At 68.4% G+C, this 12,336-nt stretch carries 13 protein-coding genes; 3 read left to right on the top strand and 10 right to left on the bottom strand.

Translation table 11 applies throughout. The features are described from left to right. Nucleotides 1-249: 249 nt before the first annotated feature. Nucleotides 250-1,644 (bottom strand): FtsW/RodA/SpoVE family cell cycle protein, encoded by a 1,395-nt coding sequence (locus L3Q65_RS45630; RefSeq protein WP_237598417.1) that lies wholly within the window; start codon nucleotides 1,642-1,644, stop codon nucleotides 250-252. A gap of 163 nt (nucleotides 1,645-1,807) precedes the next feature. Between L3Q65_RS45630 and L3Q65_RS45635 the strand changes: the two genes are divergently transcribed. Then, a complete protein-coding gene (locus tag L3Q65_RS45635; protein WP_237598418.1) occupies nucleotides 1,808-2,494 on the top strand; it encodes a DUF998 domain-containing protein in 687 nt (228 codons plus the stop codon). 11 nt (nucleotides 2,495-2,505) lie between these two features. Here L3Q65_RS45635 and L3Q65_RS45640 read toward each other — a convergent pair whose 3' ends face one another. From L3Q65_RS45640 to L3Q65_RS45670, 7 genes are all read right to left on the bottom strand, one after another. Beyond that, nucleotides 2,506-2,865, bottom strand: coding sequence for a twin-arginine translocase TatA/TatE family subunit (locus L3Q65_RS45640; RefSeq protein ID WP_182895620.1), 360 nt, complete (start codon nucleotides 2,863-2,865; stop codon nucleotides 2,506-2,508). 36 nt (nucleotides 2,866-2,901) lie between these two features. Next, nucleotides 2,902-3,510, bottom strand: a complete 609-nt coding sequence (locus tag L3Q65_RS45645) for a TetR/AcrR family transcriptional regulator (RefSeq protein WP_182895621.1) — start codon at nucleotides 3,508-3,510, stop codon at nucleotides 2,902-2,904. Beyond that, nucleotides 3,507-4,853, bottom strand: a complete 1,347-nt coding sequence (locus tag L3Q65_RS45650; RefSeq protein WP_182895622.1) for a nucleobase:cation symporter-2 family protein — start codon at nucleotides 4,851-4,853, stop codon at nucleotides 3,507-3,509. Before L3Q65_RS45650 ends, L3Q65_RS45645 begins: the two co-directional genes overlap by 4 nt. 25 nt (nucleotides 4,854-4,878) lie before the next feature. Then, nucleotides 4,879-5,769: a factor-independent urate hydroxylase gene (pucL, locus tag L3Q65_RS45655; RefSeq protein WP_237598419.1), complete on the bottom strand. Its 891-nt coding sequence runs from the start codon at nucleotides 5,767-5,769 to the stop codon at nucleotides 4,879-4,881. A 1-nt stretch (nucleotide 5,770) separates the two neighbouring features. Further along, the gene (gene uraH / locus L3Q65_RS45660) at nucleotides 5,771-6,088 is read right to left on the bottom strand and encodes a hydroxyisourate hydrolase (RefSeq protein WP_182895624.1); all 318 of its coding nucleotides are present in this window, start codon (nucleotides 6,086-6,088) and stop codon (nucleotides 5,771-5,773) included. Between the two features lie 82 nt (nucleotides 6,089-6,170). Next, nucleotides 6,171-6,656: a 2-oxo-4-hydroxy-4-carboxy-5-ureidoimidazoline decarboxylase gene (uraD, locus tag L3Q65_RS45665; protein ID WP_237598420.1), complete on the bottom strand. Its 486-nt coding sequence runs from the start codon at nucleotides 6,654-6,656 to the stop codon at nucleotides 6,171-6,173. 93 nt (nucleotides 6,657-6,749) lie between these two features. Next, the gene (locus L3Q65_RS45670; protein WP_043833120.1) at nucleotides 6,750-7,226 is read right to left on the bottom strand and encodes a helix-turn-helix domain-containing protein; all 477 of its coding nucleotides are present in this window, start codon (nucleotides 7,224-7,226) and stop codon (nucleotides 6,750-6,752) included. Nucleotides 7,227-7,334: 108 nt separating this feature from the next. Between L3Q65_RS45670 and allB the strand changes: the two genes are divergently transcribed. Both allB and alc read left to right on the top strand, forming a co-directional pair. Then, the gene (gene allB, locus L3Q65_RS45675) at nucleotides 7,335-8,663 is read left to right on the top strand and encodes an allantoinase AllB (protein ID WP_182895626.1); all 1,329 of its coding nucleotides are present in this window, start codon (nucleotides 7,335-7,337) and stop codon (nucleotides 8,661-8,663) included. A 4-nt stretch (nucleotides 8,664-8,667) separates the two neighbouring features. Continuing rightward, the gene (alc, locus tag L3Q65_RS45680) at nucleotides 8,668-9,687 is read left to right on the top strand and encodes an allantoicase (RefSeq protein ID WP_182895627.1); all 1,020 of its coding nucleotides are present in this window, start codon (nucleotides 8,668-8,670) and stop codon (nucleotides 9,685-9,687) included. Between the two features lie 231 nt (nucleotides 9,688-9,918). Here the strand turns inward: alc and L3Q65_RS45685 are convergent, their stop codons facing one another. Both L3Q65_RS45685 and L3Q65_RS45690 read right to left on the bottom strand, forming a co-directional pair. Continuing rightward, nucleotides 9,919-11,964 carry a WXG100 family type VII secretion target gene (locus L3Q65_RS45685; RefSeq protein ID WP_237598421.1) on the bottom strand — a complete coding sequence of 682 codons (2,046 nt, stop codon included), beginning with the start codon at nucleotides 11,962-11,964 and terminating at the stop codon, nucleotides 9,919-9,921. Next, entirely contained in the window at nucleotides 11,961-12,293 is a 333-nt protein-coding gene (locus L3Q65_RS45690; RefSeq protein ID WP_182895629.1) for a type VII secretion target, read from the bottom strand. Before L3Q65_RS45690 ends, L3Q65_RS45685 begins: the two co-directional genes overlap by 4 nt. Nucleotides 12,294-12,336 lie beyond the last annotated feature (43 nt).

Consider the following 12,336-nt stretch of genomic DNA (forward strand, 5'->3'; position numbering starts at 1 on the left):
GCCTGGTCTGAACGTCTTGAAGTACCTGTTCGTTGTGGACGAGGTCGTCCAGGTCGTGATGAACACGGCCGTTCTGCTCGCGGAGAGGCAGGCGTTGGTCTCCAGGTTCCGGAACTTGCCCGGGGCGTAGTCGGTCCACCCCCGGTTCCGTCCCTCGTTGCGCCGCTCGATGACATGTCAGTCCTTCCGCGGTAGACGGCCGGACGGAAGAGACGCTGCCGGGCGGCGTCCCCCGTCCGGTCAGCTAGCTTATTGCGGCCGTCTGACCAGCACTGTTCCCGCTTCTGCCAGCGGCGCCCGCACCGCTTGCACCGGATCGGTCGCGCTTGGCTTGCGCGCCGCGTCGGAGATCCGCAGCAGCAAGGCGACCAGGACGTAGTTCGCGAGCAGCGACGAACCGCCCTTCGACAGGAACGGGGCGGTGATCCCAGTCTCCGGAATCAGCTTCGTCACCCCGCCCACGACCACGAAAATCTGCATCACCACGGTGAATGCCAGCCCGCCGCCGAGGAGTTTCCCGAAGCTGTCCCGGACGGCCAGCGCGTGCCGCATTCCGCGCAGCGCGATCAGCAGGTACAGCATCAGCACCGCGGCCAGCCCGAGGAAACCCAGTTCCTCGCCGATGCTGGCGGTGATGAAGTCGGTGTTCGACTCGGGCACGATGTCCGGCCTGCCCTCGCCGAGGCCGGTTCCGCCCATGCCGCCGGTGCCGAGGCCGAACAAGCCCTGCGCGACCTGGTACCCGCCGCCGGCCTGGTCGTAGGTCGCGAGCGGGTCGATCCAGTTCGCGACCCGCTGCCGCACGTGGTTGAACAGGAAGTACGCCAGCACGCACCCGCCCGCGAACACCGTCAGCCCGGCATACACCCAGACCGCCCGTTCGGTCGCGAGGTAGATCATCACCAGCACGATCCCGAAGAACAGCAGCGAGGCGCCGAGTTCCTTCTCGAACGCCAGCACCGCCACGCAGCCGAGCGCGGCGAGCACGATCGGCCCGAGGTCGCGCGCCCGCGGCAGTTCGACGCCGAGCACCTTGCGCCCGGCGACGCGGAACAATTCCCGTTTCGCCACCAGCGTCGTCGCGGCGAACACGATCAGCAGCAGCTTCGCGAATTCGCCCGGCTGGAGCGACATCGGGCCGATCCTGATCCACACCTTCGCGCCGTTGGCCTCCGACAGCGACGACGGCAGCAGCGCGGGCAGGATCACCGCGACGATTCCGGCCAGCCCGGCGAGGTAGCCGTAGCGGGTCAGCACGCGGTGATCGCGGACGAAACCGAGCACTGCCAGGAACAACGCCAGCGCCACGACCGTCCACAGCACCTGCTGCCCGGCGACGGCCGAGTACTGTTTTCCGCGCTGCACCGCCTGTTCGGCGAGCCCGAGGTCGATCCGGTGGATCACCACCAGCCCCAAGCCGTTCAGCAGCACGGTGCACGGCAGGATCAGCGGATCCGCGTGCGGGGCCCAGCGCCGGACCGCGAGGTGCGCCACCGCGACCACCGCGGTGAACGACGCGCCGTAGCCGACGACGGAGAAGCTGAGCTGTGCCAAGGCGTTCGCGTCCACGAGCAGGAACGCGCACCAGACGATCGCCACCGCGAACAGAAGCAGCCGCAATTCCGTACCGCGCGCGGCAGGCATGGATTTCCCGTCGGTAGAAATCAGTGAACGGCCGCGAGGGTAGTCACGATTTCTGGCAGGACGCTGAGAATGCGCGGCAATTCGGTCGGACTGTCCGAAAGCGACGGGACGGTACCCGGGATATGCTTTCGGGAAAGCGGACGGGCGGAGCGGAGAACCTGCGGTGACCACAGAACTGACCCCGGCGCCGATCCCGGCGCTGGCGCCGGCTCCGGCGGCGAAAGGAACGAAACGCGCGCTCGGCGCCGCGGTGGCCGCGGTGCTGGCCGCGGCGGCGTTCCTGGTGGTGCTGCACGTCGACCGCTACTGGGGCCCGATCGACCCGGTCAGCGCGATGCTCAGCGACTACGCCTGGACTCCCGGCTGGTGGATGTGGGCGGCGGCGATGCTGCTGACGTCGGCTGGTTCGGTCGTGGTGGCCGCGGTCCTGCGCGGCCGGGGCCTGCTGCGCGGAACGCTGACGGTCGTCGCGACGACCGCTTGGTGCGCCGGGCTCGCGGCGGTCGCGTTGTTCACGAAGGACCCGCAGGGAAATGCGGTGACGTGGGTCGGCAAAGTGCATCTCGGCGCGACCGGGATCAGTTGTGTGAGTTTGCCGTTAGCCGGATGGCTGCTCGGCCGCGCGCACCGGAATTCGCCGCAGTGGCGGGGTTATGCGCGCTGGTCGCGTATTTTGGGGCTGGCGGCCGTGCCGTTCTTTCTGCCGTTTCTCATTCCGTTCGCGGCCAATGTCGCGTTCGGGCAGCATCTGCCGACCGTCGCGACCGGGCTCGTGGAACGGCTGATGGCCGTGCTGGAACTCGTCGAACTGCTCGTGCTCGCCGGATGGGCGTGGCGCGCGTCCGAATAATCCCGAATGACTCAGGTGGCGTCGGGATCGACCGGCGGCCGCTCGTTCGCCCGCAACGGAACCGGAGCCGGAACCGCCGGGGCTCGCGGCGGCGTCGAGGCCGGGGGAGTGTCGTCGAGCAAATACCTCGTCACGGCTGCCCGAGGGTTCCCTATCCGCAGGGACTGCAGTTCCTGCAACGGTTTCCGCAGTTCCTGGTACTCCGGGCCGATCTCGGCTTCGAGCTGGGCTTTGGCGCCCGCGGCGAACCCGCGGGCCCGTTTCAGGGTCTGCGCGACCCAGTGCGCCGCCTCGGGCAGCCGTTCCGGGCCGAGGATGAACAACCCGGCGAGCAGCAAAATCACGATGTGGTCGATGCTGAGACCGAACACCGGCCACCTCCCGAGGACCCGGACGCTGGCTCCAGCTTAGCCGTCCTCGGGACGCCGCTTCCCGTCGTCGCCCAGTTCGGTCAGCAGCCGTCGCGCTACGTCGACCACCGCCGCGCCCGCGACCGCCATCGGTTCAGTCGTCCGCATGGAGCGGCACAACACGAACGCGCCCTCCAGGCTGGTCACCAAGGCGAGCGTGAGGGTGCGGGCGTGCTCCTCGGGAAGGCCGAAGGCGCAAAATCCCTTGGTGCCCGCTTTGGTCCACGCCTCGAACACGTCCGCGGTGGCCTTGCGCAGCGGTTCGTTCGTAGTCGCCACTTCGAGCGCGACGGTCGCGATCGGGCAGCCCTCGACGTAGTCCGTTTCGAGCAGCGTGGTGACCGCGGCCCCGAAGAAGGTTTCCAGGCCGGTGATCAGGTCCGGCGCGGGAGCAATGAAAACCTCGAACAGCTGCGCGTATTGCATCCCCGAGGTGCGTACCACTTCTTCGCCCAGCTGCTCCTTGCCGCCGGGGAAGAAGTGGTACACCGACCCGAAGGGCGCGCCGGCCTTCTCGACAATCTGCTTCATGCCGGTGCCCGCGTACCCGCCTTGGCGGAACAGTTCCGCCCCGGCGGCGAGGATGCGGTCCTTGGTGCCAGTCACGACACCGAGGATAGCTCCTTGACAGTAGAGCGTTCTATCAAGCGCGGCCGGAGCACCAGGTTCAGCACCACCGCGGTCACGCAGCCCGCGCTGATCCCGGAGTTGAGCACGACCTGCAACGCCGCCGGGAACCCGGAGTAGAAGTCCGGCATGGCGATCGGGATGAGCCCGACGCCGAGCGACGCTGCGACGATCGCGACGTTGACCGGATGCTCGAACGACGCCTTCGCGAGCGTCCGGATGCCGCTCACCGCGACGCTGCCGAACAGCACCAGCCCGGCCCCGCCGAGCACCGGCTGCGGCACCAGCGCGACGATCCCGCCGGTCACCGGGAACACTCCCAGCAGCACGAGCACGACGCCGCTGGCCGCGACCACGTACCGGCTCACCATGCGGGTGAGCGACACGAGCCCGATGTTCTGCGCGAACGCCGTGCAGGCGAACCCGCCGAAGATCGTGCCGACGGCGGTGGAGAGCCCGTCCGCGCGCAGGCCGTCGGCCAGCACCCGGCTGGTGGTCGGCCGGTCCACGATTTCGCCGAGTGCCAGCAGGTCAGCGGTGCTTTCCGCCATGATCACGAGCATCACGATGAGCATCGAGACGATCGCCGCGATGTCGAATGCCGGCGTGCCGAAGTGGAACGGCGTCACGATGCCGAACACCGGGGCCTGCCGCAGCGTCGACGTGTCGACCTGGCCCATCGGCCACGCCGCGGCGGTGCCCACGACCAGGCCGAGCAGCAGCGCGATCCGGCTCCAGAACCCGGTCAGGAACCGGGTGAAGACGAGCACCGCGACCAGGGTGATCCCGGCCAGCACGAGGCCGCTGGGCTTGGCCGATTTGTGCTGGGCGGCGATCCACTGCACGGCGACCGGCAGCAGGGAAATCCCGATGAGCGTGATGACCGTCCCCGTCACCACCGGCGGGAAAAACCGCGTCAGCTTGGAGAAAAACGGAGCGGCGAACACCACGAACACGCCGCCGACGAGCGTGGCGCCGTAGACGACGCCCAGCGCGTTGCCGTCGCGATGCTGCGCGGCGATGGACAGGATGGGTGCGACGGCGGCGAAAGTGACGCCGTTGACCAGCGGCAGTCTCGCGCCGAAGCGCCAGAAGCCGAGGGTCTGCAATAAGGTGGCCAGCCCCGCGGTGAACAGCGCCGCGCTGATCAGCAGCGCGAGCTGGCCGGGGGAGAGGCCGACGGCCGCGCCGATGACGAGCGGTGGCGCCACCACTCCGGCGTACATGGCCGCGACGTGCTGGATTCCTCCGAGGATCAACTGCGGCAGCGGGGGCGCCGCGTCCACGGGGTGCCGAGAAGGTCGTTCCTGTGCAACTGACATGCGCTCTCCCGGAGGGGACTCGGGGCTAGAGCACGGCGTCGGTCCAGGCCGGGCCGGGCTCTTCGGCTTCGTCGCGGACTACTGTGCCTTCGATGAGGCCGTACGGTCGGTCCGCGGCGTAGAACACCTCGTTGTGGTTCTCGAGGCCGAAGGGGCTTAGATCGACGAGGAAATGGTGCTTGTTGGGCAGAGAGAACCGGATCTCGGCTACTTCCGGCCGTGCCTGCAGCACGGCTTCGCCCATCGCGTACAGGGTCTGCTGCAGCGAAAGACTGTGCTTGGTGGCGAACGTCTCCAGGAGCGTCCGCCGGATCTCCCGATGGCTCTTGGCCCAGTCGATCCCGGTGAATCCCTCGTAGCGCCAGCGCGCGGTCACGGCGGTGGCGAGAATGCGGTCGTCGGTTTCGGCGAGCGTGGTGTACTCGTCCTTCGGGTAGCCGTGGAATTCGGACCCGGTGGACTTGAGCACCACCAGACCGTCCACTCCGGACACCACCCAGGCGCGGTCGGCGTGCACGGTGACGGTCGTGGTCCGGCGTTCGCCGCCGGAACGGCTGAACGAGTGGTCGTGCGGCGCGCCGTCGACGGTGATGCGGTCCCATTCCTGCTCTTCGACGGAAATCCGCGCGCCGGTGATCTTTTCCTGGGTGCCGACGAAGTGCTGGCCGAGCCGCAGCGCGAAGTCCTCGATCTCGCCGACGTCCTGCTGCTTGGCGAACGCGTACACCGTGTTCTTCTGCGTGTCGGTGGCCAGCACGGCGGAGTTGTCGCCGGTGAGGTGCGTGGCCGACAGGTCGCCGCGCAGGGCCGAGGACACCGTGAGGTCGCGCAGATGGTGCACGCCGCCGGCGCGCCGGACGGTGACGAGGCGGACCTCGGCCTTGCCGTACTGGTTGGGGCCCAACGAGATTCCCATGTCAGCTCCCGCGATAGGTGGAATAGGCGAACGGGCTCAGCAGCACCGGCACATGGTGGTGCGACGTGCCGTCGACGATCCGGAAAGCGATCGTGACGTCGGGGAAGAACGCCTCCGGGCCGAGGTAGCTCCCGGTGTCGAAGATCAGCCGGTACACCCCGGGGTCGAGCGTGTCCGGGCCGAGGTCGCGGATGCGGCCGTCGTCGTCGGTCGCGCCCTCGGCGATCAGCGAGCCGTCCTGGCCCTCGAAACGCACGGCGATCCCGGCGGCGGGCTTGCCGGTCGCGGTGTCGAGGACGTGCGTGGTCACAAGACTCATGCCGTCGCCTCCTTGACGGGTTCCACGCTGTCTGCCTGGGAGGCGACGGCATGAATATCCATGATTCGCTTGCAGGCGGCGCTCATGCCGTTACCGCTTTCGCCAGGCGCAGGTGCGCGATCTTGGCCAGCTCCGCTCCGGCGACGTCGAGTTCGGTTTCCGGGTCGTTGCCGAGCCGGGAGCGCAGGTTCGCGAGCAGTTCCTCGCCGCTGCGCCCGCTCGCGCACACCAGGAAGACGTGGCCGAAGCGTTCTTCGTACTCGGCGTTGGCGGCGGCGAATTCGTCCGCGTTGTCCACTCCGGACTGCTCCGAACGGGACCAGTCGGCGTCGCTGCCATTGCTGGTCGGCCGTTCCCCGATCCTCGGATGCGCGGCGATCGCGTCGCGGATCTCGTTGCGGCGCAACGGGGTCGCGCTGTCCGCGCTCTTGCTCAGCGCGGCGAAATCGGCGTACGGGCGGCCTTCGAGCACCGTGTCGACCCAGCGCGGCACGGCCAGGCAGGCGGTGAGCGTCGGCCGGAGTTCGGCGGCGGGCGCGGAGTTGAACTCGGCGAGTGCGAGCGGCAACGGAATCTCCTGAAGGGGAGGTGGTGTTCCGCTGACCGTACGGCCGGGCCGAGCGTGCGTCAACACTTTGTTGAATTGCGGCTCGCGGCTCTTTCAGTCGGCTTCCCGGTTGAGGTAGTTGTAGACCGTGAACCGCGTGACGCCCAGTTCCTCGGCGACGGCCGAAACCGATTTCCGCAGGTTGAAGGCCCCTCGCTCGCGCAGCAGGCGCACCGCGCGCTGCTTTTCCGGGCGGTCGAGATCGCGGAGTTTCGAGCCGAGTTCGCGTTCCACGTCGGAGATCAATCGCGACAGCGCGCTGTTGAGTTCGACCGCGGGAACGGTGTCGGAATCGTCGGTCCGGCGCAGTTGCAGCGTCACCCGGGTGGCCCCGCCTTCGAGGGCGGCGCGGGCGATCGACGGCAGGGCGGCGAACAGTTCGTCGGCGGTCCCGCGGGCCAGGGTGCCGAGCGGCCCGAAGTCGGTGTCGAGCCCGGCCGCGTCGGCGGCGTCGCGGGCGCGGACAGCGTGCTCCGGCGGTGCGCCCTCGCCGCGGAACGGCTCGCTGGTGAACTCGGCTTCCAACTCCACCCGGTGACCGTAACGTGGGAAGGACGGCGTTGACGAGCCGGGAAGGACGTGTCTAATCTCGGTGAGCGAAAGACTCTTTCCGTAACGTGGAACTGGAGGAGGCCGTCGATGGACCTCGTGGTGCGGGCCGCACGTGCGGTGACCCCCGCCGGTCTCGGGCCGGCGACGATCGGCGTGCAGGACGGCCGGATTGTCGCTGTGGAACCCGGCGTTGTCGAGATGCCGGGCACGCGGGTCGTCGAACTGGCTGAAGACGAGGTGCTGCTGCCCGGTCTCGTGGACACCCACGTGCACGTCAACGACCCTGGCCGCGCCGAGTGGGAAGGCTTCGAGACCGCCACGCGCGCGGCCGCCGCCGGTGGCGTCACGACGATCGTGGACATGCCGCTGAACAGCCTGCCGCCGACGGTCGACGTGGCCGCGCTGGAGGTCAAGCGCAAGGCGGCGAGCGGCCGCGTCCACGTGGACGTCGGATTCTGGGGCGGCGCGATTCCGGGCAACGAAGGCGATTTGCGCGGGCTGCACGACGAGGGTGTCTTCGGTTTCAAGTGCTTCCTGCTGCACTCCGGCGTCGACGAGTTCCCGCCGTTGGACGCGGCCGGTCTGGAATCCGCGCTGCGCGAGCTGAAGTCGTTCGACGCGCAGATGATCGTGCACGCGGAGGATTCCGACGCGATCGACGCCGCTCCCGATCCGCACGGCGAGAAGTACCACGACTTCCTCGGTTCCCGCCCGCGCGGCGCGGAAAACCTGGCCATCACGCACGTGATCGAAGCCGCCCGGCGCACCGGTGCTCGCGCGCACATCCTGCATCTGTCCTCTTCGGACGCTTTGCCGCTGATCGCCAGCGCCCGCCGCGAGGGCGTCGAGCTGTCGGTGGAAACCTGCCCGCACTATCTGTCGTTCGTCGCGGAGGAAATCCGGGACGGCGCGACGCAATTCAAGTGCTGCCCGCCGATCCGCGAGGCGGCGAACCGGGAATTGCTGTGGCAGGGTTTGGCCGACGGCGTGATCGACACGATCGTCAGCGACCATTCGCCGTGCACGCCGGAGCTGAAACGCTTTGACACCGGCGATTTCGGTCTGGCCTGGGGCGGGATCTCCAGCCTGCAGCTCGGTCTGCCCGCGATCTGGACGCAGGCCCGTCAGCGCGGCTTCGGTCTCGTCGATGTGGTGCGCTGGATGGCCGAGCGTCCGGCCGCACAGGTGGGGATGACCCGCAAGGGCAAACTGGAAGTGGGCGGCGACGCCGATTTCTGCGTCTTCGCGCCGGACGAGGCCTTCGTCGTGGACGTCGCGAAGCTCGCCCACCGAAACCCGGTGAGCGCGTACGACCAGCGTCCGCTGGCCGGTGTCGTGCGCGGCACGTGGCTGCGCGGCGAGCCGGTGACCGGCGGCGAACCGAGGGGGACTCTGCTGACCCGGGGCAATTGCTGAAGAGATGGAGGAGCACGTGTCCGACCGTCCGGAGTGGACTACCCAGCCTGATCTGGCCTCGCGCCTGTTCGGGGGAACCGTGATGTGGGCGAGCGACGAACTGTTCGCCGAAAAGGAAAACCTGGTCAACCCGTGGCGGCCGGCGCACCGCGCCGAAACGTTCGGCCCGAAGGGCCAGGTGTACGACGGCTGGGAGACCCGGCGGCACCGCGAACCCGGCGACGACCACGCGCTGGTCCGCCTCGGCCTCGGCGGCGTCGTTTCCGGCGTGGTGGTGGACACGGCGTTCTTCAAGGGCAACTACCCGCCGTTCGTCTCCGTGGCGGCGACGTCCGTGCCCGGCTACCCGAGCGCGGCGGAGTTGCAGGACGCCGACTGGGACGTCCTGGTCGACCACGAACCGGCAGTCGGGGACTCGGAGAACTACTACAAAGTGACGTCCCCGCGTCGCTACACCCACGTACGCCTCACCCAACACCCCGACGGCGGTGTCGCACGACTGCGGGTACACGGTTCGCCGGTGCCCGACCCTTCGCTGCTCGACCCGCGATCGCTGGACCTGGCAGCGTTGGAAAACGGCGCGGTTGTCACCGGATGCAGCGACATGTTCTATTCGTCGCCGAACAACATGCTGTCGCCAGGCCTCGCCGCGCACCAAGCGGAGGGTTGGGAAACCGCCCGCCGCCGCGACGACGGCAACGACTGGGCGACGGTGTCCCTGGCGGGCGCGGGCCTGATCCGGTTCGTGGAACTGGACACCAGCAACCTCAAGGGAAACGCACCCGGCTGGGCCTCGGTGAGCGGCCGCCTCGACGAGGGCGAATGGGTGGAATTGTTGCCGCACACCAGGTTGCAGCCCGACACCCGGCACCGCTTCGCCCTCGCTGACGACGGCCCCGAGGTGACCGAGGTCCGCCTGGACATCTATCCCGACGGCGGCCTCGCCCGGCTGCGGCTGTTCGGCGAGCTGAGCAAGCGCGGCCGGGAAGCCATGACAGCGCGGTTCGCGGAGACCTCCGACTGAGTTTGTTTGCGCCCCCTTGCCCGGGAACCGCCGTGAGGGCCACCCTGAGGGAATCAGACTCAATGCCAGGAACTTAAGCCGCGTGAACGCGGCACGCTGACAGTCCACAAAGGACTCAAGTAGTGCCGAAATGCTCGATTTATCGCGAGGTGGCCGTGTCTTGAAGGCCGTGAGGGCCGCCTTGAGGGAATCAGATTCCCTCAAGGCGGCCCTCACGGCTTCTCGGTCCGGTTACTCCGCGGCGGCCGGGTCCGGGTGTTCCTTGCGCCACTCCTCGTCTGAGGCGTTCCAGGCTTCCTCGGCCTGCATGTGGATGTCGGTGATCGACTTGTCGAAGTTGACCGCGTCCTTGCCGGCCCAGCCGACGAAGTTCTTGCTGCTCTTGGCGTCGGACATGGTCTTGAGGAAGGTGAACACCTTCGGGTACTGCTTGAAGAACTCCTCCGGCCCCTTGACGATCTCCGACCAGACGTTCTTCCCGCCGGTGTACTGCTTGATGCCGGGGATGTCGCAGACGTTCTTCAGCCAGCTTTCGTGCTTCTTCATCCAGCTGAACTCGTACGGCTTGAACGGCGACTGCGGGCCGGACCCGCCGCTTCCGCTGGTCCCGACGCCCCCGTTGCCGCCGCTACCGCCGTTGCCTTCGCCGTTCTCGTGGTTGCCGCCGCCAGGGTTGTTCTCGTGCTGATTGCCGCCCGGGTTGTTCTCGTGATCGGCGTTGTTCCCGCCGGGGTGGTCTTCGTGGTTCGTGTTGCTGCCGGGCGGGTCGTCGTGATGGTTGTTCCCGCCGGGAGTGTCCTCGTGCGGGTTGTTGTTGCCGCCCGGCGCGTCTTCGTGGTGGTTGTTGCCGCCTGGGGTGTTGTCGTGTCCGGAGTTGCCGCCGGGGGAGTCTTCGTGGTGGTTGTTGCCGCCCGGGGTGTTGTCGTGTCCGGAACTCCCGCCCGGCGAGTTCTCGTGGTGATTGCCCCCGCCGCCGGGGGCGTCTTCGTGCGGCGTGTTTCCGCCCGGGGTGTCGTGCGGGCGGTTGGGCGGCGGGTTGAAGTGCTGGTCCGCAGCCAGCCAGGTGTCGAACGGATCGTCCTCGTGCGGCTGGTTGTTCGGCCGTTCCTCGTGCGGACTGTTGTTGCCGCCCGGCGGGTCCTCGTGATGGTTGTTCCCGCCCGGCGCGTCTTCGTGGTGATTGTTGCCGCCAGGCGTGTTGTCGTGCCCGGGGGTGTCGTCGTGCGGATTGTTGTTCCCGCCCGGCGGATCCTCGTGATGGTTGTTGCCGCCCGGGCTGTCCTCGTGGTTCGTGTTGTTTCCCGGCGGATCCTCATGGTGGTTGTTGCCGCCCGGGGTGTCTTCGTGGTGGTTGTTCCCGCCAGGAGCGTCGTCATGCGGCGTGTTGTTCCCGCCGTGACCACCCTGCCCACCCTGTCCGCCACCCCCGCCGCCGCTGCCATGACCCCCGCCGCCGTGGTTGCCGCCGAGGTCGGTCATCTCGTGGTTGTTCCCGCCCCCGTGCGACCCGCCGCCGCGGCCGGGCTTCACCTTCTCCGCCAGTTGCGCCAACCGGCTCGCGGTGCGCCCGCCCAGACCGACCACCCGGGCGATCTTGGACGCCATCGTCAGCGCCAGCGAGATCCCCGACCGGATCACGTTGCCGACCCCGACCACGATCGACGCGCCGAACGTGAACGCCGCCATCGCGAGCGCGATCAGCATCGTCGCGATGACGTCGCCGAGGAACGTCGTGATCAGGTCGCGGATCAGCGAGCGCACCACGGAGACCAGGGCCATCGTCGTCTTGACCACGTAGCCCGCGACGTCGACCGCGTGCCCGGCGCTGTCGATCTGGCCCCGCCGGTCGCCGATGTTCTTCTTGAACGCCTCGGCGCCCTCGCCCTGCCAGTTGGCGACCGTCTTCTCCAGCGTGGTGTCGAGGTCCTTCGCCGCGTTGCGCAGGTTCTCGGCGGTCTTGTGCAGTTCCTCGGCCATCTTGTTGATCGCCGCGGGGTCGCCGGCGAGCTTGTCGAGGCCCTCTTTGAGGAACGAGATGTGCTCGATCAGCCAGCCGAGCCCGGCCGCGATCAGCTTGCCGAACGGGTCGAGGACGAACGCCGCGGTGTCCGCGATCGCGCCGACGATCGACACGCCGATCTCGACCCCCACCGCGGCCGCGTCGGCTCCGTGCAGGTGCTGGATCTCCTGGATCGACGAGACGACGCTGTGCCAGCTGTCCGCGACACCCGCGCCGGTGGTGCTGTTCTTGTCCGTGATGGGCTCGACGCCGCTCATTTCACCTGCTCCGGCTTGAACTTGTCGAACGCCTTCGCCAGGTCCTGGTCGCCCTTGCTGTACTGCTCGCTGGCTTGCCGCGTCTTGTCCGCGCTGTCGGTCACGTCCTTCGCGACGCCGTGCAGATTGTCGGAGACGGCTTTCAGCGCGATCCGCGCGGGAATCGCGAGCACCTGCGCGAGCACGACGCCGAACGCGTCGATGTCGCCGCCGTTGGCGTCGTCCACCGCTTTCGCGGAGTCGTTGACCGTCGGCACGGTCGTCTTGTCCAGGTACTCGCTGAATTTGTGCAACTCGTCCGTGTGGACGGTGAAGCCGTTCCCTGCCACCAACACTCCTTCGCCTGCCGCGATCGGGCCGCGCCGAGTAGAG

This window comes from Amycolatopsis sp. FU40, assembly GCF_021903635.1.
Lineage (GTDB): Bacteria > Actinomycetota > Actinomycetes > Mycobacteriales > Pseudonocardiaceae > Amycolatopsis > Amycolatopsis dendrobii.

Excerpts from the sequence above, each read along its gene's own strand:
- L3Q65_RS45630 (WP_237598417.1), bottom strand. The coding sequence starts at position 1,644 with ATGCCTGCCGCGCGCGGTACGGAATTGCGGCTGCTTCTGTTCGCGGTG.
- L3Q65_RS45650 (WP_182895622.1), bottom strand. The coding sequence starts at position 4,853 with ATGTCAGTTGCACAGGAACGACCTTCTCGGCACCCCGTGGACGCGGCG.
- pucL (WP_237598419.1), bottom strand. The coding sequence starts at position 5,769 with ATGGGAATCTCGTTGGGCCCCAACCAGTACGGCAAGGCCGAGGTCCGC.
- uraH (WP_182895624.1), bottom strand. The coding sequence starts at position 6,088 with ATGAGTCTTGTGACCACGCACGTCCTCGACACCGCGACCGGCAAGCCC.
- allB (WP_182895626.1), top strand. The coding sequence starts at position 7,335 with ATGGACCTCGTGGTGCGGGCCGCACGTGCGGTGACCCCCGCCGGTCTC.
- alc (WP_182895627.1), top strand. The coding sequence starts at position 8,668 with ATGGAGGAGCACGTGTCCGACCGTCCGGAGTGGACTACCCAGCCTGAT.
- L3Q65_RS45685 (WP_237598421.1), bottom strand. The coding sequence starts at position 11,964 with ATGAGCGGCGTCGAGCCCATCACGGACAAGAACAGCACCACCGGCGCG.